Annotated in this window: 20 protein-coding genes; 4 read left to right on the forward strand and 16 right to left on the reverse strand. The window is 69.4% G+C overall.

The features are described 5' to 3' along the window. Positions 1-5: 5 nt before the first annotated feature. From D7Y04_RS37985 to D7Y04_RS38045, 13 genes are all read right to left on the reverse strand, one after another. Positions 6-635, reverse strand: coding sequence for a cytochrome c oxidase subunit 3 family protein (locus D7Y04_RS37985; protein WP_120595373.1), 630 nt, complete (start codon positions 633-635; stop codon positions 6-8). Then, positions 625-2,232 carry a cbb3-type cytochrome c oxidase subunit I gene (locus D7Y04_RS37990; RefSeq protein WP_120595374.1) on the reverse strand — a complete coding sequence of 536 codons (1,608 nt, stop codon included), beginning with the start codon at positions 2,230-2,232 and terminating at the stop codon, positions 625-627. Before D7Y04_RS37990 ends, D7Y04_RS37985 begins: the two co-directional genes overlap by 11 nt. Next, on the reverse strand, positions 2,213-3,244 hold the full coding sequence (gene coxB / locus D7Y04_RS37995) for a cytochrome c oxidase subunit II (protein ID WP_121762506.1): 1,032 nt from the start codon (positions 3,242-3,244) through the stop codon (positions 2,213-2,215). Before coxB ends, D7Y04_RS37990 begins: the two co-directional genes overlap by 20 nt. Next, positions 3,241-3,600, reverse strand: a complete 360-nt coding sequence (locus D7Y04_RS38000; RefSeq protein WP_121762507.1) for a hypothetical protein — start codon at positions 3,598-3,600, stop codon at positions 3,241-3,243. The genes coxB and D7Y04_RS38000 overlap by 4 nt, the downstream gene beginning before the upstream one ends. After that, positions 3,597-4,787 carry a hypothetical protein gene (locus D7Y04_RS38005; protein WP_121762508.1) on the reverse strand — a complete coding sequence of 397 codons (1,191 nt, stop codon included), beginning with the start codon at positions 4,785-4,787 and terminating at the stop codon, positions 3,597-3,599. Before D7Y04_RS38005 ends, D7Y04_RS38000 begins: the two co-directional genes overlap by 4 nt. Then, complete coding sequence (locus tag D7Y04_RS38010; RefSeq protein WP_121762509.1) at positions 4,784-5,647, reverse strand: cytochrome c; 864 nt, start codon at positions 5,645-5,647, stop codon at positions 4,784-4,786. Before D7Y04_RS38010 ends, D7Y04_RS38005 begins: the two co-directional genes overlap by 4 nt. Then, positions 5,644-6,174 (reverse strand): DUF3341 domain-containing protein, encoded by a 531-nt coding sequence (locus D7Y04_RS38015; protein ID WP_121762510.1) that lies wholly within the window; start codon positions 6,172-6,174, stop codon positions 5,644-5,646. The genes D7Y04_RS38010 and D7Y04_RS38015 overlap by 4 nt, the downstream gene beginning before the upstream one ends. After that, positions 6,171-7,595 carry an NrfD/PsrC family molybdoenzyme membrane anchor subunit gene (gene nrfD / locus D7Y04_RS38020; RefSeq protein WP_120595380.1) on the reverse strand — a complete coding sequence of 475 codons (1,425 nt, stop codon included), beginning with the start codon at positions 7,593-7,595 and terminating at the stop codon, positions 6,171-6,173. The genes D7Y04_RS38015 and nrfD (D7Y04_RS38020) overlap by 4 nt, the downstream gene beginning before the upstream one ends. Continuing rightward, on the reverse strand, positions 7,592-10,696 hold the full coding sequence (locus tag D7Y04_RS38025) for a TAT-variant-translocated molybdopterin oxidoreductase (RefSeq protein WP_121762511.1): 3,105 nt from the start codon (positions 10,694-10,696) through the stop codon (positions 7,592-7,594). The genes nrfD (D7Y04_RS38020) and D7Y04_RS38025 overlap by 4 nt, the downstream gene beginning before the upstream one ends. Then, positions 10,684-11,334, reverse strand: coding sequence for a cytochrome c3 family protein (locus D7Y04_RS38030; RefSeq protein WP_120599355.1), 651 nt, complete (start codon positions 11,332-11,334; stop codon positions 10,684-10,686). Before D7Y04_RS38030 ends, D7Y04_RS38025 begins: the two co-directional genes overlap by 13 nt. Positions 11,335-11,775: 441 nt before the next feature. After that, complete coding sequence (locus tag D7Y04_RS38035) at positions 11,776-12,735, reverse strand: protein kinase (protein WP_121762512.1); 960 nt, start codon at positions 12,733-12,735, stop codon at positions 11,776-11,778. Positions 12,736-12,853: 118 nt separating this feature from the next. Next, the gene (locus D7Y04_RS38040; RefSeq protein ID WP_120599353.1) at positions 12,854-13,453 is read right to left on the reverse strand and encodes an outer membrane beta-barrel protein; all 600 of its coding nucleotides are present in this window, start codon (positions 13,451-13,453) and stop codon (positions 12,854-12,856) included. A gap of 198 nt (positions 13,454-13,651) precedes the next feature. Continuing rightward, positions 13,652-14,650, reverse strand: coding sequence for an SDR family NAD(P)-dependent oxidoreductase (locus tag D7Y04_RS38045; RefSeq protein WP_121762513.1), 999 nt, complete (start codon positions 14,648-14,650; stop codon positions 13,652-13,654). A 215-nt stretch (positions 14,651-14,865) separates the two neighbouring features. On the opposite strand from D7Y04_RS38045, the gene D7Y04_RS38050 reads away from it, so the two are divergent. Next, the gene (locus D7Y04_RS38050) at positions 14,866-15,378 is read left to right on the forward strand and encodes a DUF1440 domain-containing protein (RefSeq protein ID WP_121762514.1); all 513 of its coding nucleotides are present in this window, start codon (positions 14,866-14,868) and stop codon (positions 15,376-15,378) included. 16 nt (positions 15,379-15,394) lie between these two features. Here the strand turns inward: D7Y04_RS38050 and D7Y04_RS38055 are convergent, their stop codons facing one another. Beyond that, positions 15,395-16,006, reverse strand: coding sequence for a DUF2378 family protein (locus D7Y04_RS38055; protein ID WP_120576907.1), 612 nt, complete (start codon positions 16,004-16,006; stop codon positions 15,395-15,397). Positions 16,007-16,128: 122 nt separating this feature from the next. Continuing rightward, entirely contained in the window at positions 16,129-16,521 is a 393-nt protein-coding gene (locus D7Y04_RS38060; RefSeq protein WP_158627661.1) for a response regulator, read from the reverse strand. 321 nt (positions 16,522-16,842) lie between these two features. Here D7Y04_RS38060 and fdh point away from each other — a divergent pair, with 321 nt between their 5' ends. From fdh to nrfD (D7Y04_RS38080), 3 genes are read left to right on the forward strand one after another with little or no spacing between them, the layout of a single operon-like run. Then, the gene (gene fdh / locus D7Y04_RS38070) at positions 16,843-20,088 is read left to right on the forward strand and encodes a formate dehydrogenase (RefSeq protein WP_199749804.1); all 3,246 of its coding nucleotides are present in this window, start codon (positions 16,843-16,845) and stop codon (positions 20,086-20,088) included. A 4-nt stretch (positions 20,089-20,092) separates the two neighbouring features. Continuing rightward, the gene (locus tag D7Y04_RS38075; protein WP_171813424.1) at positions 20,093-20,893 is read left to right on the forward strand and encodes a 4Fe-4S dicluster domain-containing protein; all 801 of its coding nucleotides are present in this window, start codon (positions 20,093-20,095) and stop codon (positions 20,891-20,893) included. Next, positions 20,890-22,074: an NrfD/PsrC family molybdoenzyme membrane anchor subunit gene (gene nrfD, locus D7Y04_RS38080; RefSeq protein ID WP_120600300.1), complete on the forward strand. Its 1,185-nt coding sequence runs from the start codon at positions 20,890-20,892 to the stop codon at positions 22,072-22,074. The genes D7Y04_RS38075 and nrfD (D7Y04_RS38080) overlap by 4 nt, the downstream gene beginning before the upstream one ends. Here the strand turns inward: nrfD (D7Y04_RS38080) and D7Y04_RS38085 are convergent. Beyond that, the gene (locus tag D7Y04_RS38085; RefSeq protein ID WP_121762517.1) at positions 22,061-22,666 is read right to left on the reverse strand and encodes a molybdenum cofactor guanylyltransferase; all 606 of its coding nucleotides are present in this window, start codon (positions 22,664-22,666) and stop codon (positions 22,061-22,063) included. The two genes, nrfD (D7Y04_RS38080) and D7Y04_RS38085, sit on opposite strands and share 14 nt — an antisense overlap. Positions 22,667-22,735 lie beyond the last annotated feature (69 nt).

The following is a 22,735-nucleotide window of genomic DNA, read 5'->3' on the forward strand; positions in this document are numbered from 1 at the left end:
TCTCCTCATGACAGGTACAGGATGGGATAGACGAACAACCAGATGACATCCACCAGGTGCCAGTACATGCCGCCCAGCTCCACCGGCGTCGCGTACGCCGAGCCGAACGTCCCCGACGCGGACCGCACGCCCAGCACCGTCAGCACGCTCACGCCCACGGTCACGTGCAGCGCGTGGAAGCCCGTCAGCAGGTAGTACAGCGTGAAGAAGAGGCTCGCGCCCACACGCGGCACCTCCGTGAACCGGTACGCGTCCCCAGGCAGCCCGCCCTCCCTCACGTGATGCGCGTACTCCACGCCCTTCACTCCCAGGAACACGACGCCCAGGAGCGCCGCAGCCAGCAGCAACGCGCCGCCCAACCCCGGCCTGTCCTCCCGCACCGCGTGCACCGCGAGCGCCACCACGATGCTGCTCGTCACCAGCAGGAACGTGTTCAGCGTGCCCAACCCCACGTCCATCGTGAGCTGCGCCGCTCGGAACACCTCCGGGTACACCGAGCGATACACGCCATAGGCCGTGAACAACCCCGCGAACAGCAACACCTCCGTCGCGATGAAGACCCACATGCCCAGATACGCCGCCTGCCGGCGCGCACCCTCGGAGCCCCAGTGCTCCGTCACGGCCTCAGGCGGCATGCGACACCTCCTCGCTCGCGTACTCGTGCGGACCGGTGGGGTACTCGGGCGGTGTGGAGAAGTTGTGCGTGGGTGGCGGGGACGCGGACCGCCACTCGAAGCCGTCGCTGCCCCAGGGGTTGGCTCCCGCGACCGCGCCATGCCTCAGGCTCCACGCCAGATACCCCGCGATGGCCAGGAACCCGAACGCCAGCAGTGACGCTCCCGCCGTGGACGCCACGTGCAGTGACTGGAAGTGCGGCGGATAGTCCGCGTACCTCCGAGGCATCCCCAGGTTCCCCAGCAGGAACTGCGGCACGAACGTGGCGATGAAGCCGAAGATGATCAACACCGCCGCGCCGTTGGCCAGCTTCGCGGGGAAGCAGCGCCCGGACATCTTCGGGAACCAGTAGTGCAGCGCCGCCAGGAACGCCATCACCGTCGCCCCCACCATGATGAAGTGGAAGTGCGCCACCACCGAGTACGTGTCGTGCCAGTGCAGGTTCAGCGATGTGGTCGCGTACGCCACGCCAATCATTCCTCCGAAGAAGAGGAAGAACATGAACCCCAGCGTGTAGATGAGCGGCGACTCGATGGCGATGGAGCCCCGGTAGAGCGTGCCCAGCCAGGAGAAGATTTTTATCGCCGTGAAGATGGCCACCAGCATCGACATCGCGCCGAACGCGCCGGACCCGAACGTGGACTGGCCGGACGCGAACATGTGGTGGCCCCAGGTGAAGAACCCCACGAACGCGATGCCTAGCGTGGAATACACAATCATCCGGTAGCTGAAGGCGTTCTTGCGGCTGAAGGCACACACCGCCTCGCTGATGACGCCCATCGACGGCAGCACCATGATGTAGACGGCCGGGTGGCTGTAGAACCAGAACAGGTGCTGGAAGAGGAGTGGGTCGCCTCCTCGCGCGGGATCGAAGATGCCCGCGCCCACCACCCGCTCCAGCGCCACCAGCAGCAGCACCATGCCCAGCACCGGCGTCGCCAGCACCTGGATGATGGATGTTCCGTAGATGGCCCAGACGAACAGCGGCAGCTTCATCCACGTCAGGCCCGGCGCGCGCAGCGTGTGCACCGTGGCGATGAAGTTGAGCCCGGTGAGGATGGTGGAGAACCCGATGATGAACACGCCCACCAGCACCGGCAGCACCGCCGTGCCCGTGGTCGTGCTGTAGGGTGTGTAGAAGGTCCAGCCCGTGTCCGCGCCGCCCTCGAACATGCCCCACAGCGCGACGCTGGCTCCCAGCACGTAGAGGTACACGGACGCCAGGTTGAGCCGGGGAAAGGCCACGTCCCTGGCCCCAATCATCAGCGGCACCAGGAAGTTGCCGAAGGCGGATGGGATGGCCGGAATCATGAACAGCCACACCATGGTGACGCCATGGAGCGTGAACATCCGGTTGTACGCCAGGTGCCCCATGATGGTGCGGCCGGGCGTGAGCAACTCGATGCGCAGCGCCAGCGCGAACAGTCCGCCCACGAGGAAGAAGAAGAGCGTCAGCCCCAGGAACATCACCCCGATGCGCTTGTGGTCGTGCGTCGTGAGCCACGACCACACGGTGCGTCCGTCCGTCAGGTAGGACTCAGCGGCCGGTGGGGACATAGACGGGCTCCTCGGCCGCGGTGACTCCCGGGCGCAGGGGACGCAGGGACTTGATGAACTCCACGAGCGCTCCGGAGTCCTCCGCGCTCAGCCGGCCGTGGTAGCCCGGCATCACGGGCGCGTAGCCAGCCACCACCTTCGCCAGCGGATCCATCATGGACTCGGTGAGGTACGCCTCGTCCGCGAGCACCGCGCCGCCGCCCTCCAGCGGCTCCTGCCTGCCGTACAGCCCCAGCCACGTGGGACCGATGTGCGGCGCGCCCGTCACCGTGTGGCATTGCAGGCAGCCCTGCGCGGCGGCGATGCGCTCGCCTCGAACGGCCATGGGCTCGGCGGTGTTGGCGCCGGGCAGCGCGGCCACGGGGAGGTTGCGGCGCTGCGCGTCCTTCCACGCCTCGAAGTCCTCGGGTGGCAGCACCACCACCTCGCCGCGCATCTGCGAGTGGTCCAGCCCGCAGTACTCCGCGCACAGCACCTGGTGCCGGCCGGGCTTCGGGGCTTCGAACCAGAGGTCGGTGTAGCGGCCGGGTATCGCGTCCCGCTTCATGCGGAAGTCCGGCACGTAGAAGGAATGGATGACGTCCCGCGAGGTGAGCAGCAGCCGCACGGGCCGGCCCGCGGGCACCACCAGCGTGTCGATGGCGCTGGGGCCTCCGGGATAGGTGAACTTCCACATCCACTGCTTGCCGGTGACGTACACGTCCAGCGCGTCCTGGGGCGGGCTCATCACCCAGACGAACTGTTTGAAGCCCAGGACGAACCAGAGCAGGAACAGCGACAGCGGCACGCCGATGAACAGCGCCTCCAGCCACGTGGGCGCCACCACTCGAGGCGTGGGGTCCGACGCCGTTCGCCGGCGGTAGCGCACGAGGAAGACGAGGCCGACGGCGCCAATGCCCATCCCCACCGCCATCGTGGTGAGCAGCAGGATGTAATGCAGGTGGTCCACCTTCACGGCGAAGGTGGAGCCCTGCTCTGGGAGGAAGAAGAGGCGGCGCAGCAGCTCGTTCATCGCGCACCCCCTTCACCTTCGGAGAGCATCTGCCGCATGGCCGCGTCGATGGGCTGGTGGATGACGCCCGCGTCCACGTCCACCCAGCCGTAGCCGTCCAGCCGCTCGCGCTGCCGTGCCTTCAGCGCATCCGCGCGCCGGTCCAGCGAGAAGGGGGCCTGGTCGAGCATGCCCACCTGCAGGGTGCTCGGAGGCATGGGGAGAGGACGCTCGGATCCGGGACGCCAGAGGATCCACAAGGCCCACGCCGCGACGCTGGCAGCCGCGAGCAGCGCCAGCGCCACGGCCCCGACGCGCAGCAACCACGCGGTGGGCAACCGCTCCAGTTCCGGAGGGGGTGGACGGGCTTCGCTCATGGCGGACGAACCTGGAGCGAGTGGACGAGATACGGATCCGCCACGGGCACGGGATAGGCGCCACGCGAGAGCCAGAGTGCCGCCGCCACGGACAGCCCGCCCACGCCCAGCCACGCGGTGAGCGCCGTCCAGGGAACGAAGACGCGCTCCGGCGAGAGCGAAGGGAACAGCAGCCACGCCACGTCCACGGCGTGCATCGCGAGCAGCCACAACGCCACGGCCCCCAGCACTCGCGGACGCGACTTGAGCTCGCGCGACAGGAGCAGGGCGAAGGGGATGACGAAGTGGCCCAGCACCAGCACGAGCGACAGCACGCCCCAGCCGTCCTCCAGGCGAACGCGGTACCAGCTCACCTCCTCAGGCAGGGCGGCGACCCACATGAGCATGAACTGCGAATAGGCGATGTAGGCCCAGAAGCAGACGAAGGCGAACATCAGCGTGCCCAGCCGGTGGTAGTGGCCCGGGGACATCAAGCTGCCGAAGTGCTGTGTGCCGCGAGTGGCCGCGCCCGCGATGATCATCAAGGCCAGCGCGCCCACGAACGCGCCGGAGAAGACGTGGACGGCATAGACGGTGGACTGCCACGTCGCCTCCAGCGACATCATCCAGTCCAACGTCATGAAGGAGAACGTGAGGCCCAGCGCGGGCAGCGAGCCTCCGCTCAGCCGCCGTTGCCACAGCGTCCAGCGCACATCGCCCGTCGCGTCCTGGCGCACGGACCAGCGGTACAGCAGGTGGCCCACCAGTCCCCAGGTGACGAAGTACAGCGCGGCGCGCACCAGGAAAAAGGGCACGTTGTTGTAGAGCCGCCGGTGTTCGAGCACCTGCAGCGTGTGCTCGCCCAGGTCCTCGGATGGCGCGACCCACGGATACAGGTGCCGCATTCCCAGCACGAGGGGCACGAACAGCACGAGGAACAGCGGCGCGGTGGCGGACGTGACCTCCAGCGCGCGACGCAGCACCACGGGCCAGCGCGCTTTCGACGCATGGAAGGCGGCGAGCAGCAACAGCGCGCCCAGGCACAGGCTCAACCAGTAGGTGAAGCCGAAGAGATAGCCCGCCAGTGCCTGACGCACGTCGAGGAATGCGCCGATGGCAGTGGCGGCAAGACCTACGACCCCGAGCGCCGCGCTGATGCCCAGCGCGCGTTGTCCGCCCTCGAAGCGTGGGAGCACGGGAGGTGTCATGGTGCTCCGACCTCCTGGCGCAGCCGTGCCTGCACTTCGGGCGGTGCGACGGTGAGCGGTGCGTGCTGACTGCGGCCCAGGGCTCGCAGGTACGCGACCACGGCCCAGCGCTCATGGGGGGTGAGCTGCGGTCCGTATGCGGGCATCACGCCGAAGCCATGGGAGATGACCGCGAAGTAGAAGCCCGGCGGGTGCGGCAGGTCTCCATTCGTGGAGCGCTCGTTCAGCCGTCCTTCCATCGCGAGGCCTCGTGGCCCCACGAGCGCCACCTGCCGGGCCCGCGCTGTGTCCGCGTCACTCACCTTCACGCGTCCCGCGTCCGGAACACCGGGCCGCCCCGCATCGGCCGTGTCCCTCACGGCGCCCTCCCCGTCCACCCTCTGGGGCAGCGGGAACGCATCCGGTCCCACCCTCGCGGTCACGGCCTGCGTTCCCGTGTACGGGGCTTCGCCCTCCACGACGCCGTAGACCACCTGGCTCGCGTGGTCGTGCGGCACGAACAGCCCGGGCGGCCGACGCTGCGGCATCTTCCTGGCCACGATGGCGTCCCCGTCTCCCGTCAGCCCGTGGCACACCGCGCACCAGGTCTCATAGGCCGTGCGCCCCTCCTCCAGCAGCTGCCGGGTCAACGGCACTGGCACTGCTTGAAGCCAGGTCCCTTCCGCCGTGAGCCCCTGCGTGTCCCCACGCGTGCGCCACTCCTGCGCCACCGTCCCCGGCACCAGGGGGCGCATGGCTCGGCCGTCGTCGAAGAACTCGCTTGCCCCGAACGCCTTCGCTCGCGGCTGTGACGCCATCGGATCCGTGTCGTCGCACGCGGCCAATCCGCCTAGCAGCGCCATGAGCGTCCAGCGCTTCATCGCGCTCCCTCCGCCACCACCGACACCTGCCGCGCTCCCAGCTCACGCAGCGCCGCCTCCACCTTCGGTGCGTCCTCGCCGTCCACCGCCACGCTCGCCCAGAAGCCGTCCACGGACGCGCTGCGGAAGGACTCCACGTCGAACACCGGGTGCGTCACGTGCGGGAAGCCGAAGAGCAACATCAGCGCGCCAAACACCGTCAGCGCCGCGCTCAGCACCGCCAGCTCGAACGCGATGGGTAGGTTCGTGGGCACGCTGTGCAGCGGCCGGCCTCCCACGTTCAATGGATAGTCCACCGCGTTCGTGAACCACTGCGTGACGTACGCGAACGCCGCCCCTCCCAACCCCGCCCCCAGGGTCAGCATCGGCAACCACGAGCGCTTCAACCCCAGCGCTTCGAACGTCTCCTCCACCGGGAACGGCGTGTGCGCGTCCAGATGTTCGAAGCCCCTCGCCCGCAGGTCCTTCAGCGCGGCCACCAGGGCTTCGCTGGACGCGAACTCTCCCAGCACCCAGTGTCGGCTCATGGCGCACCGCCTGGCCGTGTGCCCTGCTCACGCCGGAACTGGAGCGACGCGTCCACCTCGCGCTGGAGCTCCTTCATCTCGCTCACCGACACGGGCGGCACGAACTTCAGGAACATCAGGAACGCCGTGCCGAAGAACGCCACCGTGCCGCCCAGCAGGCTCCAGTCCACCCACGTGGGCCGGTACGCCGCCCAGGACGACGGCAGGAAATCCATGCTCAACGACGCCACCACGATGAGGAAGCGCTCGGTCCACATCCCCACGTTGATGAGCAGCGCCGCCACCCACAGCACCACCACGTTCGTGCGCAGCCGGGAGAACCAGAACAACTGCGGCACCAGCACGTTGCAGAAGATCTGCATCCAGAAGAGCGGCGCGTACGGTCCGAAGAACTCCGCCTCCGTGGCGTGCATCTCGAACGGGTTGCCACTGAACCAGGCGAAGAAGTGCTCCTGGATGTAGCCGTAGGCCACCATCCACCCCGTGGCCATCAGCACCTTCGCCATGTTGTCCAGGTGCAGCGGCGTCACCACGTGCTCGATGCCCAACGCCTTGCGCGCCGGAATCAACAGCGTGAGCACCAGCGCGAAGCCGCTGAACACCGCTCCCGCGACGAAGTACGGCGGGAACACCGTCGTGTGCCAGCCCGGCAACTGAGACACCGCGAAGTCGAAGGACACGATGGTGTGCACGCTCACCACCAGCGGCGTGGCCAGCCCCGCCAGCAGCAGGTAGCCAGTGCGCCACTGCCGCCAGTGCCTCGCCGAGCCCCTCCACCCCAGGCTCGCAAGCCCGTACCAGAAGCGCGCGCGGGGCGTCTTCGCCGTATCGCGCGCCGTGGCCAGGTCTGGAATCAGCCCCACGAACCAGAACAGCAGCGACACCGTGAGGTACGTGCCCACCGCCGCGATGTCCCACGTCAGCGGCGAGCGGAACTGAGGCCATGCGCGCAGGCTGCTCGGATAGGGCACCAGCCAGTAGAACTTCCACGGCCGCCCCAGGTGCAGCAGCGGGAAGAGCCCCGCGCACGTCACCGCGAAGAGCGTCATCGCCTCCGCGAAGCGGTTGATGGACCCTCGCCACTTCTCCTGGAACAGCAGCAGGATGGCGCTGATCAACGTCCCCGCGTGACCGATGCCGATCCACCACACGAAGTTCGTGATGCCGAACGCCCACGCCACCGGGATGTTGTTGCCCCACATCCCCACGCCCACGAAGAGCGTGACGCCCACCGCCACCGCCAGCACCGCGGTCCCGGCCAGCCCCAGTCCCATCAGCGCCCACCAGGTCCGGCCCGCGGGGCGGTGGACGAAGGCCAGCAACGACTCGCTGTAGGCGCGGTCGGAGTGGCGCCCCTCCAGGATGGGGTGCTCGGTGAGCGGGTCTCCGGGCGCGGGCACCTGCGGGTCGGCCGTGCTCATGCGCCTCCCTTCGGCGCCGGGTTCTTCAGGCGCACCAGGTGCACCGTGCGCGGCCGGGTGCCCAACGTGTTGAGCAGCTTGTAGTGCCTCGGGTCTTCGTGCTCGCGGCGCACGCGTGACTCCGGTGCGCGCAGGTCCCCGAAGGTGATGGCCTCCGTGGGACAGGACTGCTGGCACGCGGTGCGGACCTCGCCTTCACGCACGTCACGGTGCGCCGCACGAGCGACGGTCCGCGCCCGTTCGATGCGCTGCACGCAGTACGTGCACTTCTCCATCACCCCGCGCGAGCGCACCGTCACGTCCGGGTTCTGGCGCAGGCGCGTGAGGGGCTCGCGCTGCTGGTACTCCAGATAATTGAAGCGGCGGACCTTGTAGGGGCAGTTGTTGGAGCAGTACCGCGTGCCGATGCAGCGGTTGTAGACCATCTGGTTGAGGCCCTCGTCCGAGTGGACGGTGGCGTTCACCGGGCACACGTATTCGCAGGGCGCGGCCTCGCAGTGCACGCACGCCACGGGCTGGGTGATGAAGCCCGGGTCGTCCGGGTCGCCCAGGAAGTACCGGTCGATGCGCAGCCAGTGCATCTCCCGGCTCTTGAGCACGCCTTCGCGCCCCACCACCGGCACGTTGTTCTCCGCCTGGCAGGCCACCATGCACGCACTGCACCCCGTGCACCGGTGCAGGTCGATGGCCATGGCCCACTGGTGGCCGCCGCTCGCGAGCGCCGTGGGCCCCGGCGGATAGAGCCGCTCGCCGTCTTCCTGGAGTGAGTGGAGCGCCTGGGGCTTCGCGCGGAAGGACGCCTGCGTGAGCTGGAGCGCCAGCTGGCGTCCCTCCATGCTCCAGTGTTCCTGCGTGAGCGCCAGCGCGTGATAGCGGCCCGTGCGCGTGATGTTCGGAGTGCCGCCGCCCCATGGCAGGTTCCGGAACCGCAGCACGTTCGCGTTGACGCCCACGCCCTGCCCTACGGGCCCGACGCGCTCGCGGCCGTGGCCCAGCGCCAGCGTCACCGTGTCGTCCGGCTGACCGGGCAGCACCAGCACGGGCACCTCCACCGCCCGGCCCTGCACCTCGATGCGCGCCACGTCTCCTTTCTCCAGCGACAGTGCCCGCGCGGTGGCCGGAGAGAGCAACGCCGCGTTGTCCCAGGTGAGCTTCGTCACCGGATCAGGCAGTTCCTGGAGCCACGCGTTGCCGGCGAAGCGGCCGTCGTACAGCCGCGAGTCCAGCACCAGCGACAGCTCCAGGCCCTTGGGGGCTTCCCTCAGGAGGCTCGCGCGGGCGTCTGCTCGGAGGTCTGGCGCATTCCCGAGGAACTGGGAGGGCTCCAATCCCGCGACCTCTCGCGCATCCCGAATCACCGCGGCCTCGTCCAGCACGGCCCGAGCGGGCGGTGCCTGGGTCTCCGGGATGACGCCGTCCGCGAGCCACGTCTCCCAGCGCGCCTCGAAGTCCGGCGGTGAGCCCGAACGTTCACGCCACAGGGATTTGAGCAGTTCGTAAGGGCTCTGCGACTCCAGGCCCGCGAAGACGGACAGGAGCTCCACCTCGGAGACCGCGCCAGGGAACAAGGGCGCGATGAGGGGTTGCAGCACGGACGCGGTGCCGTCGGGTGCGCGGCCGTCGCGCCAGGATTCGAAGGGATGCGTCGCGGGGACGAAGGTGGGGCAGAGCGCCGCCGTCTCGTCCTCGTGGAGGCCGTGGTACAGCCGGAAGGGGACGCGCTCCAGGGATTGCGTGAAGCCTGAGTCCACCACCGCCGTCCAGGCCGGGTTCCACGCCGTGATGATCAGCGTGTCCACCCGCTTATCGACCATCTCCCTTGTGAGCGCGGTCAGTGCCTTCGGGTCTCCGTCCGGGAGCGCCACGGGCTCCAGCAGCCGGGGCGTGTTGCCCAGCGACTCGTCCATCGCGAATGCCAACTCATGCACCAGCGGCGGCTGGCGCGGGCCCACCGTCACCCGGCCCTGTCCCCGGTGCGCGAGCAGGTCTCTCGCCGCGCCGTGCACCCAGGCGCGCTGTGCATCCGTGAGCGCGGTCGGTGGAACGCGCAGGCTCGCGAGCCCCGAGGCCAACGCTGGCGTCACTCCGCGCGTGGGATTCGCCGGAGCATTCCCTCCCAGGCCCGCCCCTACCGCCTCCGCCAGCGCGAGCATCAACGCGACGCCCTGTGACGGACGCATCCGCAGCCGTTCGTCGGCGAAGCCGCCCGTGACGGTCAGCGTGCTCTCCGCCACCCACAGCCGATTCATCGCCTCCGGCTTGCGTGCGTTCACGAAGTCACGCGCCGCACGCAGGTGCCCGGGTTGTGTCGTCGCGAGGAAGTCGTCGTCCACCGCGACCACCACCGCGCGCCCCACGTCGTGCACCACGTCCAGCACCCTGCCGTACGCCAACCGCGTGCCCTCGCGACGCCCGTCCGCCAGGGTCGCGCCACAGGAGATGATCCGCGCGGACGGGAAGCGCTGCTGGATGCGCGCGTACAGCGCCTGCACCAGCGGACTGCTCGTGGGCTCCACCAGGAAGCGCAGCCCCGCGCCCTGGTCGTCGCGTTCGGCCTGCTTCCGCAGCGCATCCCTCACGGTGCCCCACGCGGCCTCAACGCCTTGCAGCCGCGCGGTCTTCGCTCTCGCGGGGTCGTAGAGCCCCAGCAGCGCCGCCTGTTCGAAGATGCCGGCCGCGCCCAGGCTCGCTGGGTGCAGCGGATTGCCTTCCACTTTCGTGGGCCGCCCCTCGTGGCTCTCCACCACCAGCCCCACCGTGCGGCCGTTCCACTCCAGCCCCGTGGCGAAGTGCAGCGGCACACCCGGCGTCAGCCCCTCCGGCGGCGTCGAATACGGGAGGATCTTCTCCGGTGGCTGACGGAAGCATCCGCTGAAGCCCGCCGCCGCCAGTGACGCCGTCGCGAGTTGCAGGAAGGTGCGCCGCGCCACGCCCTCGGGCGGAAGCATCGCGCCGGGAGGATGTTCGCGGGACAGGACCTCATGTCCGGGCCCTCCCGTGTGCCACTCCTCCAGGCTCCGCCACGCGCGCACCGGTTCCGTCCCGTCCGTCACGGGCGTGTCGCGGTCATCCGTTCGTGCGGGGTCGGTCAGAAGTGGCATGTGTTGCAATCCGTGCGAGGGGACACACCGAGCGCGGCCTGCACCGCGCGGCCCGTCTCCCTCGGGTCTCCAGGTGGACGCCATGTGAGGTTCGCGACCTCGGACACGGGGCGCAGCCACGGCGTCGGGTCGCGGTGACAGTCCAGGCACCAGCCCATGGTGAGCGGTGCCACCTGCTCCACCGCCGGCATGGTGTCCACGCGGCCGTGGCAGGTGACGCAGCCCACGCCCTTGTTCACGTGGATTTGATGGCTGAACCAGACGTAGTCCGGCAGCGCGTGCACCCGGTTCCATGGAAGCGCCGTGCCGTCGAAGCCGCTGGCGCGCACCGGCTCCAGGCGGGCGCTCTCGTTCCACACCTGCGCATGGCACCCCAGGCAGCGCTGCGTGGGCGGCACTCCCGCCACCGGCGAGCGCCACGCGCCCTCATGGCAGTAGCCACAGGGGATGCCCTCGTCGCCTACGTGGTGGCGGTGATCGAAAGGAAGTGGCTGCTCGCGAGGCGTGAATGAGCCTCGACCCAGCGGGTTGCGCGCGAGGAGCAGCAGTCCCGCCAGAGCCACTGCGGGCACACCCAGTGCCAGGGCGATAAACGCCCGCAGCACCGAGTCGGTCCCCGGGCGGAACAGCGGAGCCATGGCCCCCCCTTCAACATGGGAGCCTCCGCGGGCCAGGTCGCTGGAGGCGGGCGCGACTGTGGGCGTGGCCTCAAGGCAACCACCAGCCTCCCGCTTGCGTCCCGTCGCGTTTCACACGGCCAGGACGCACGACGTCCGCCAGTCCACAGGGATGCCGCCCACCCGTGCAGCACGTAAGCGCGCGATGCACGTGCTCGCGGGCGGACTCCGCTGCACGATGTCTGCACGCATTGGCGTCCACGAAGGAGCCACGCGCGAGCAGTGCGCGGCAAGCCACTGCACATCACGTCAGCGTGAGCACCGCTCCTGCGCGACGGAGCCACGCGTGAGCAGCGCACGTCACGTCACGGCAGCGTGAGCACCGTTCCTGCGCGAGCGGCCCAAGCGCCTGCGCGCCTCCCTTCGCTCAGCGCCTCGACGCGAAGCCCCAGGCCCCGCGCATCAGGACGGCAGCGTGCGCCCGCGCACGGACGCGGAGGCCGTCATCACCGACGCCGCGCCCACGTACACATCCACCGGAGACAGCGGACCCGAGCCCGGCAGCGCCGCCAGCTCGCGCACCATCGCGTCCTGCCCGTGGCACTCCACTCCATTCCCCATGCAGTCGCGCAGCGCCGCCTGGAACCCCGCGGCGGAGTCCGCCCCGCGCTCATCCAGCAGCACCCCGCGCAGCACGTCCCGCAGCGCGGGCGACACCCCACCCAGCGCCGCGTCCACCCCGGCCGCGTCCTCCGGAACCACCGTGTTCCCGGACACCAGCGCCAACAACACCCGCCCCAGCGCGCGCAAATCCTCCCGCGTCTCCACCGACGAGCCCACCGCGCCCTCGCGCACGGGCAGCTCCACCACGTCCGGCCGAGACGGCGACGTGAAGCGGCGCAGCAGCGGACGCGCGGGCCGCAGCCCGAAGTCCGTCAGCGTCACCTCGCCCCGAGGCCCCACGCGGATGCGATGCGCATGCACATCCCCGTGCACCACGCGCGCGCCATGCGCGGCTTGCAGCGCTCCCGCCACCTCCGCGCCCACGTGACATACGAACGCTTCCGACGGCCGCCCACCCCGCCCCAGCACCCTCCGGCGCGCCGTGGCCAGCGAACAGCCCGGGACGTAGTCCGACACCACCGTCAGCGTGTCGCGCACGTCCACCTGGAAGCCGTGGAGCCTCGCGATGCCCGGATGCCGCAACGGCACCGCTCGCGTCAGCGCCTCCTCCAGCGGACGCCGCGTCTCCGGCGCCAATCCCGACGCCAGGAGGAACGTCTTCACCACCAGCGGGCGCGCATCCACCGCGTCCTGCTCCAGCGGCCACACCAGGGACACCCACTCGCCCAACGGGCCTCTCCCCAGCGGATGCAGGGGGGCGAACGCGGGCAGCCTGGATGCGAACGGAAGCACGGACATGGCAACCTCCAACCCAACACATCCAACCCGTGACGTCAACGCACCGCGTCCTACTTCACGGGTCCTGCATTCCCCGACACCCGGGCACGAAGCCCAGAGTGCCGGGGAAGGCCCGAGGCTAGAAGTAGCCGCCGACCGTGGTGGTGATGCCCAGCGTCACGTCATTGCCCGCGAAGTAGCCCTGGTCCGAGCCCAGGCTGCCCACGTCCTGGCTGATGACCGCGCGCACCTGCGGACCCGCGCCGATGAAGAAGTGCGGCGTGAGGTGGAACAGCACGGGGGCGTTGAAATCCAGGACGAAGTTCACGTCGCTGGCGTTCGGCACGTGGGCGAACTGCACGCCGAAGCCCGCCTTGGGCCACAGCGACACGCGCTCGCCCAGCGGCAGGTGGTAGCCCACGCGGCCCAGCACGCCCAGGCCCACGACGGTGCTGTCACCGAAGCCGAAGGCCACCAGCGCGGACGCGCCCACCGACAGGTTCTGCTGGAGGAAGTAGTCCGCGGACGGCTCCAGCCGGATCAGGAACACTTCGGAGGCGGTGTTGTAGCCCAGGAAGCCGTTGAGGTCCTGGCTGATGACCATCTGGCCCGCCTGGCCGAACGACGACGAGCTGCCCGGGTTCGCGTTCAGGTTCGGCTCTTCCGCCGCCACCGCCTGCGCCGACACCGCGAGGCCCGCCACCAGCGCCAGGCCCGTCCACTTGTTGCTTCCACGCATCGATGTTTCTCCCCTCGTTGGCGCCCCGGCCGACCCTTCCCGGAGCGCATGCGGGGCCCCTTCTAGCCAAAGGACGCCCCAACGCGAGGATGTTTTCGGACCCACCCAACACTTCGTTGACACCACACCATCAGCACCGCGAACGGAAAAATCCTGATCGCGGCGCCCTCGGAGCGGGTGACGTCATCGCGCCCCGCTTCAACGTGCCGCGCGCATCAGGCCGCGCGCGCCCAGCACCGCGCCGCCCACCACGCCGCCCGTGAGCGCCGCCAGTCCCAGCGTCGCGGAGAAGCGAACCCACGCGGGCGTCGGGGGCACGCTGCCACGAGGCCCCACGCCCTCCACCACGGGGGTGAAGAGGTTGCCCTCGGGCCGGTCCAGCGGCATGTCCGTCGTCTGCATCCGCACGCCGAAGCGGGAGAGCACCGCCTTGCCCACGGACGGCGCCAGTCCGTTGAGCCACAGCATCAACCGCCCCTGGAGGAACGCCGGCACCGACGTGCGGCCCGGCCGCTTCGCCAGCCGAACCACCGCGCGGGCCACCAGGTCCACGTCGTACGTGGGCGGCACCGGCACGGGCTTCCACCCCAACATCGTGGGCGCGTGGTCGAACATGGGCGTGGACACGGACGGCACCAGCACGTTGGAGACGTGGATGCCCGTGCCCGCCAGCTCCATCTCCAACGCCTGCGCCCACCCCAGCGTCGCGTGCTTCGCGGCCGCGTACGCGGACAACAACGGCGCGGACCCCGACGCCAACATGGACTGCACGTTGAGCAGGTGGCCGTGGCCCTGCTTGCGGAAGTGCGGCAGCACCGCGCGCGCGAAGCGGAAGTAGCCGAAGCACGACACGTCGAACACGCGCGTGATGTGCTCCCAGGGCAGCTGGTCGAAGTAGCCGTAGGACTGCACCGCCGCCGCGTTCACCAGCAGGTCCACGCGGCCGTAGTGCTCCACGCACTCGCGCACCACGCGCTCCACGTCCTCGGCCACCGTGACGTCGCCGTCACTCACCAGGCACTCACCGCCGCGCTGGAGCACCTCCACGCGCAGCTGCTCCAGGGCCGACTGGCGCCGAGCGGTGACGCACAACCGCACGCCGGCCTCCGCCAGCCGCAGCGCGGACTGCCAGCCCACGCCGCTCGACGCGCCCGTGACGATGGCCACCTGTCCTCTCAAGTCCTCGTGACGAGCCATGCGCTTTCGCCCCTCCTCGCCCTGAGGTGGGCCTTCTGGCCGGGCTTCGCACGAGGCAAGCCCCCGGAATCCTCCGCGCGACGCCCGCTCGCACGGCCGCCCTCCGGACCGGGAACAGGGCGCGCCCCGCCTCCCCATCCCCGAGTGTGCACCCGTCAACAAGGCGCCCCACCCTATGAGCACGCTTGCAGCCACCGCACCGAAAGGGCCCGACCATGATCCGCTGGAGCCGACTCCGTCCCGAGAAGCGCTCGCTCCTCCAGGACATCCTCATGGGCGCCGCGGGCGGCGCGCTGGGCACCTTCGCCATGAACCAGGCGCAGGCGCTCATCGCCAGGCTGAGCGAGTCCAAGCAGCAGGACGACTCCCAGCAGGAGCCCGCCACGGAGGTCGCCGCGCGCAAGGCGGCGGAAGGCGCGGGCGTGAAGCTGGAGGGAGAGCGGAAGAAGCAGGCCGGCAACGTGGTGCACTGGAGCTACGGCACGCTCTGGGGCGCCGTGCACGGTGCGCTGCATGAGCGCGTGCCGCTGGCGGGAAAGCTGTTCGGCGTGGGCTTCGGCCTGGGGCTCTTCCTCATCGGCGACGAGCTGGCGGTGCCGCTGCTGCGCCTCGCTCCGCCGCCCCAGAAGGTCCCGGCGAAGTCGCACCTGAGCGCGCTCGCCGCCCACATCGTCTACGGCACCACGGCGGAGGGCACCTACCGCCTCGTGCGCCGCGCCCTGGCCTGAGCGCGGCCCGTGCGGCTCACGACCAGGAGACGTCGTAGTACGCGTCCACCAGCGACTGGGCATGCCCGCGCACCTGCACGTCGTGCACGCCCGTCACCTCCAGCGCGGACTGGAGGATGCCCTCGTTGTAGGGCACCGGCATCAGCGAGCGCTTCATGATGACCCGGCCCGACGTGGGGCCCGTCCACTCCACGGAGCGCTCGCCGAAGTTCAGCGCCGTGCGGTAGCCGGAGTGCATCAACTCCAGGAGCCGCTTCGGGTCCCCACCCGCCTGCTGCACGAAGTCGCGCGCGAACATGGAGTTGAGGAAGTCCAGCATCGCCTGCGTGCCAATCTGCCGCTGCGCCGCATCATGGCCGCCGACGAGCGGCGAGAGCTGCTCCGCCGCCACGTAGGACAGCCGCAGGAAGCGCGGGAACGGATAGGTCTGCATGGGGATGAAGTCCGCGGTCTCCCCCACCTGATCCAGACAGCGCTTCACCGCGTCCGCTCCGCCCAGAAAGCGCACCGCGTCCAACACGCCCAGGAAGAACAGGCCCCGGCTCGTCTCCTCCGGCTCCGTCGCGGCCAGACGGGCTTCCAGGTCTCGGGCGACGTCCTCGGGTAGGTTCAGCGTGCCATCCGGCATCTGTCGTCCTTTGAGTGAGGGGGAATGGACCAGGCGGGGACCTGACGGGGCGCGAGGATTCCACAGGTCTCGCTCCATCGCGAGTCCTCGATGCGCACGCGCCGCGCCATGCGACACATGTTTCACGACGTGGGAGGTCCTTCCGGGCCTTCCCCGGATGACGGCAGGAAGCGGCGCACCACTTCCATCAGGTCCGACACCGCCACCGGTTTGCGCAGGTAGTCCACCGCGCCTGGGGGATGGAAGGGGCTGCCGGACAGCACGATGATGGGCACGCCTTCCAGCATGCGCTCCTGGGACAACCTTGAGAGGAAGGCCTGTCCGTTCATCACCGGCATCATCAGGTCCAGCAGCACCAGGTCCGGACGAGGATGGGACGCAAGCCAGCTCCAGGCATCCTCGCCATGGATGCACTGCGCGACGCGATAACCCTCCATCTCCAACAGCGTCGCGACCGCGTCCCGAAGGTCTTCCTCGTCCTCGATCAACAGGATGAGAGGGGCACTGTCCGTCATGCAGGTTCTCCACTCGCTCTCCGCCACGTCTCCGGCCATCACGTGGCTGTGGGTCTTCCTGCTCCGCCTGAAGGCCCGCGGGGCCCCAGGGGAGGGTGGAGCAGGAAGAGGCGTTGGCACCGTGGAGTAGTAACGGTTCGAGCCCCCCGGTCTGATTTCGCGCACGTGCATTTCCGTGCCTGCTCGCCTGCTCTCGCGTTCACTGCTGGACGCGAGCCAGGGACCGGCGGCACTGGTCCGCCCCGCCGCGCGTCCCCATCTTGAGCACCAGATTCCACGTGCGCATCCGTAGGAGGGGCGGCCTTGAAGTTCCGCGACCTGATGAAGGGTTGGCCCGTCCTGCGGCAATTCGCCCGAGGAGACAGCCGGGCCCTGGGCGACACGGCGATGTCGGCGCGAAGCCGCTCGCTGGCGCCGCGCACGAAGTCCGCGGACCGGGTGGTGAAGTCCATCTGTCCGTACTGCGCGGTGGGCTGCGGGCAGGAGGTCCACGTGCGCGACGGGCGCATCCTCGACATCGAGGGTGACCCGCATTCCCCCATCTCGCGCGGAAGGCTGTGTCCCAAAGGGGCCGCCACCTTCCAGTTGGTCACGGGAACGCAACGCATCCAGCAGGTCCTCTACCGCCGCCCCGGCGGGACGGAGTGGGAGCCCATCCCGTTGGAAGAGGCGATGGAGAAGGTGGCCGAGCGCGTGAAGCGCACGCGCGACGCGACGTTCGAGGTGACGGACGCGAAGGGGCAGCGGCTGAACCGGACGCTGGGGTTGGCGCACCTGGGTGGAGCGACGCTGGACAACGAGGAGAACTACCTCCTCAAGAAGCTCTTCAGCGCGCTGGGCATCGTGCAGGTGGAGAACCAGGCTCGAATATGACACGCGTCCACGGTGCCCGGTCTGGGCATCACGTTCGGCCGCGGCGGAGCCACGACGTTCCAGCAGGACCTGCAGCACTCGGACTGCATCCTCATCCAGGGGTCCAACATGGCCGAGTGCCATCCGGTGGGCTTCCAGTGGGTGATGGAGGCGAAGGCCCGGGGCGCGAAGGTCATCCACGTGGACCCGCGCTACACGCGCACCAGCGCGGTGGCGGATATCTACGCGCCCATCCGCGTGGGCTCGGACATCGCGTTCCTGGGCGGGCTCATCCACTACGTGCTGGAGCACGAGCGGTACTTCCGTGACTACGTGGTGCAGTACACCAACGCGGCCACGCTCATCCGCGAGGGCTTCCTGGACACGGAGGACCTGGAGGGGCTCTTCAGCGGCTACCAGCCGAAGGACAACCGCTACGACATCGACACCTGGCAGTACCAGGGCGTGTCCGGAGTGGTGCCGGCGGCGGGCCACAAGGAGCTGACGGACGAACCGGGCGCGGGCGCGGGCGGGCATGACCACCGCGTGGACCTCCGCGACGAGCACCGGGACGAAACGCTCCAGCATCCCCGGTGCGTGTTCCAGCTGCTGAAGCGACACTTCGCGCGCTACACGCCGAAGGTGGTGTCACAGGTGTGCGGCGTGGACGAGGCGCTGTTCCTCGAGGTCGCGCGGACGCTCTGTGACAACTCCAACCCGGAGCGCACCAGCGCGTTCTGCTACGCGGTGGGCTGGACGCAGCACACGGTGGGCGTGCAGTACATCCGCACGGCGGCCATCCTCCAGTTGCTGCTGGGCAACATCGGCCGGCCCGGCGGAGGCATCCTCGCCCTGCGAGGGCACGCGTCCATCCAGGGCTCCACGGACATCCCCACGCTCTACAACCTGCTGCCCGGCTACCTGCCCATGCCGCGCGCGAGCGGCACGGACTCACTGGAGCACTACATCCGCAAGAACAAGTCCGGCAGCGGCTGGTGGACGGAGTTCCCCAAGTACGCGGTGTCCCTGCTCAAGGCGTGGTTCGGGGACAAGGCGACGAAGGACAACGACTACCTGTTCGCGCACCTGCCCCGGCTGACTGGCAACCACTCTCACATGCAGACCGTGGCGGACATGGCGGACGGGAAGCTCCAGGGCTACTTCGTCATGGGGGAGAACCCCGCCGTGGGCAGCATGAACGGGGCGCTCCAGCGCAAGGGGCTGCGCAAGCTGGACTGGCTGGTGGTGCGCGACTTCACGCTCATCGAGACCGCGGAGTTCTGGCGCACGGCACCGGAGATCCAATCCGGGCAGGTGCGGCCGGAGGACATCCAGACCGAGGTGTTCTTCTTCCCGGCCGCCGCGCACACGGAGAAGGACGGCACCTTCACCAACACGCAGCGGCTGCTGCAATGGCATCACAAAGCCGTGGAGCCGAAAGGGGACACGCGCAGCGAGCTGCACTTCGCCTACCACCTGGGGCGCAAGCTGCGTGAGCGCTACGCGGGCTCCACGGACCTGAAGGACGCGCCGCTGCTGGATTTGACGTGGGACTACCCCACGCACGGACCGCACGCGGAGCCCTCCGCGGAGGCGGTGATGAAGGAGATCAACGGCTACACGTTGGCGGACGGGAAGCTGGTGGACGGCTTCACGGCGCTGAAGGACGACGGCTCCACTGCGTGCGGCTGTTGGATCTACTCGGGTTGCTTCAAGGACGGCGTGAATCAGACGGCGCGGCGCAAGCCCGGGCAGGAGCAGACGTGGGTGGCGCCCGAGTGGGGCTGGGCGTGGCCGTCCAACCGGCGCATCCTCTACAACCGCGCATCGGCGGACGCGAACGGCAAGCCCTGGAGCGAGCGCAAGCGCTACGTGTGGTGGGACGCGGGCGAGATGAAGTGGACCGGCGAGGACGTGCCGGACTTCATCGTGGACCGGCCGCCGGAGTACCGGCCGCCCGAGGGTGCGACGGGGCTGGCGACCATCGCCGGCAATGATCCGTTCCTCTTGCAGGCGGACGGCAAGGGCTGGCTCTTCGCGCCCAGCGGGATGATGGACGGGCCTCTGCCCACGCACTACGAGCCCATGGAGTCGGTGGTCTCCAACCCGCTCTACGCGCAGCAGTGCAGCCCCACGCGAGAGGAGTGGAAGCGCAAGGACAACCCCTATCACCGGGCCTGGGGCGACCCGCGCTATCCGTACCTGGTCACGACCTACCGGCTCACCGAGCACCACACCGCGGGAGGCATGTCGCGCTGGCTGTCATGGCTGAGCGAATTGCAGCCGGAGATGTTCTGCGAAATCTCCCCGGAGCTGGCGCGCGAGAAGGGGTTGAACAACGGGGATTGGTGCACCATCGCCACGGCGCGAGGGGACCTGGAGTGCCGGGCGCTCGTCACGGAGCGCATCCGTCCGCTGAAGGTGAAGGGACGGCAGGTGCACCAGATTGGTCTGCCGTACCACTGGGGTGTGACGGGGCGCGTGCGCGGTGAAGGGGCCAACGAACTGACGGCGTTCGTCGCGGATCAGAACGTGGACATCCAGGAGTCGAAGGCGTTCACGGCGGACCTGCGAGCAGGGCGGATGCGCTCGGGGGAGAGGGCCGCAGCGGGAGCGGCGCCGCCTCCGCTGCTGTTGCCGGAGGTGCCGCGCGACGTGACGCCGCCTGGGGACACGGACCATTCAGAGACGCAGGAACCCGAGGGGAAGGGATAGGCGCATGGGAGGCCGCAAGGGGTTCTTCACGGACACGACGCTCTGCATCGGCTGCAAGGCGTGCGAGGTCGCGTGCAAGCAGTGGAACCAGCTTCCTGACGACGGCTTCCACTTCACGGGGATGTCCTACGACCAGACGGCGCACCTGGGTGCGTCGACGTGGCGGCACGTGGCGTTCGTGGAGCGGCCGGTGCCGCTGCAGGGGCAGACGTCGGGCGCGGGGGACTTCTCGTGGCTGATGATGTCGGACGTGTGCAAGCACTGCCAGCGCGCGGGGTGTCTGGAGGCATGTCCCACGGGCGCCATCGTGCGCACGGAGTTCGACACGGTCTACGTGCAGCCGGACGTGTGCAACGGCTGCGGCTACTGCGTGTCGGCGTGTCCGTTCGGAGTGATTGATCGGCGCGAGGACGACGGGCGCGCGTGGAAGTGCACGCTCTGTTACGACCGAATCGGTGACGACCAGACGCCCGCGTGCGCGAAGGCGTGTCCCACGGCGTCCATCCAATACGGTGATTTGGACGAGTTGCATGCGCGCGCGGAGTCGCGGGTTCGCGACCTGCATCAGCGTGGCGTGACGGACGCGTACCTGTACGGGAAGGACGCGGAGAACCAACCGGGCACGGGTGGGCTCAACGCGTTCTTCCTGCTGTTGGACAAGCCGGAGGTCTACAACCTGCCGCCCGACCCGGTGGTGCCGACGAAGAAGGCGCTGCGGTCATGGGCGTCGGTGGCGATGGGTGCGGTGGGCATGGTGGCGGTGGCGCTGGGCGCGGTGGCATTCGGGCGGGAGGGGCGCGGATGAGCGACGACACGCTGCTGGACCGGCTGCAACGCAAGGCGGACGGGCGGAACATCGACACGCGCGCGGGCATCCTGGAGGGCGAGGGTGCTCAGCAGCGGGTGAAGGATCCGGAGCCTGTGCGGCATGGGATGGACGTGTTGCCCACGGTGCCGTCACGGTCGGGGCCGGACAGTGCAGCGGCGCCGAGCTACTACGGCATGCCCGTGTTGAAGGAGCCGCTGTGGATCTGGACGGTCCCGGCGTACTTCTACGTGGGTGGAGTGGCGGGTGCCGCGAGCGTGCTCGGGGTGGCGCTGGAGCACATGGGAGGACGGAGGCTGGAGCGGCTGGCGGGGCGCTGTCACGCGGTGGCCACGGCGGGGGACATCGTGAGCGCGGGGCTGTTGATCCACGACCTGGGCCGGCCGTCGCGCTTCCTGAACATGCTGCGCGTGTTCCGTCCCACGTCGCCCATGAGCATGGGTTCGTGGGTGCTGGCGGGCTCGGGCGCGGTGAACACGGCGGCGTTCGTGCTGCGACGGATGCCCGGAGCTCTTGGAGTCATGGGACGCACTGCGGGCATGGTGGGCGCGGTGCTGGGGTTGCCGCTCGCGGGGTACACGGCGGTGCTGGTGAGCAACACTGCGGTGCCCCTGTGGCAACAGGTGGGGCGCACACTGCCACTGTTCTTCATGGCCTCCGCGACTGCGAGCGCTGGGAGTTTGTTGTCGCTGTTCCCGCACACGGACGCGGAGGAGCGCGTGCTGCGCCGCTTCCGTGTCGCGGGGAAGGTGGCGGAAGTGCTCACGCGCGAGGCAGTGGAGCTGGAGGCGCGGCAGGTGGTGGAGGTGGGGAAGCCGCTGCGCACGGGTGTGTCGGGAGCGCTGTGGACGCTGTCCCGGACGTGCTCACTGGCGGGATTGGTGATGGACGTGCTGCCGGGACGAGCGCGGTGGAAGCAGGTGACCGCGGACGTGCTGTCCACAGTGGGCGCGGTGACCGCGCGTTACGCCGTCATCCAGGCGGGCAGGGCCTCCGCGCGGAATCCACAGGCCACGTTCCAGGGACAGCGACAGGGACTGGGTGCCGCGCAGGTAGAGGGGAACACGGAGGCGTCGGACGGAAAGCCACTGAGCTTCCCGTTGCCCGTGCTCGGTCAGCCACAGGCCGGCATGCCCTACGCACGGTTCATGGCAACGTGACGCCGTATCGGACCAAATCCTCCGGCGTGTTCACGTTCGCCAAGGCCCGCAGCTCCGGATCCACCGCTCGCAATGCGTCCACCGGCAAGGTCCGCGTCCGGAACCGCATCAGCAGCCCCCGCAGAGACGGATCCTCCACCAAGGCTTCACCCCAGTGTGACACCAGCTCCGTACGATACGCCGCGAACAACGGCTCCCACCGTCCGTCCCGCTCGATGCACACCGCGTCCACATCCTCGCCTCGCGCGTCCAGCACCACCCGCGCCGCGGCCTCCGTCACGAATGGCATGTCGCACGCCACCGCGAACACCCACCGCGTGCGGGCCGCGCCCAGGGCCGCATGGACCCCTCCCGGCGCTCCCTTGCCCTTCACCGCGTCCGCCACCGTGCGGAGCCCGAAGCGCTCGTACGGCTCCGAAGCATTCGCCACCAGCAACACGTCCTCGAAATGCGACCCGAACGCCCGCAGCCGTTCCAAGGTTGTGAGCCCCTCCACGCTCAGCAGCCCCTTGGCCACGCCCCCCAACCGGGTCCCCTGCCCCCCAGCCAGGATGGCCAGCGTCACGTCGGGAAAGGTCGCGGATCCGTCCATGTCCGCCGACCCTACACACCTCTCATCCTCCGCGAAAACGCTTCACACCCCGGATTTCGCCAACCCCCA

The sequence above is a fragment of the Corallococcus sp. AB038B genome (assembly GCF_003668955.1).
GTDB lineage: Bacteria > Myxococcota > Myxococcia > Myxococcales > Myxococcaceae > Corallococcus > Corallococcus exiguus.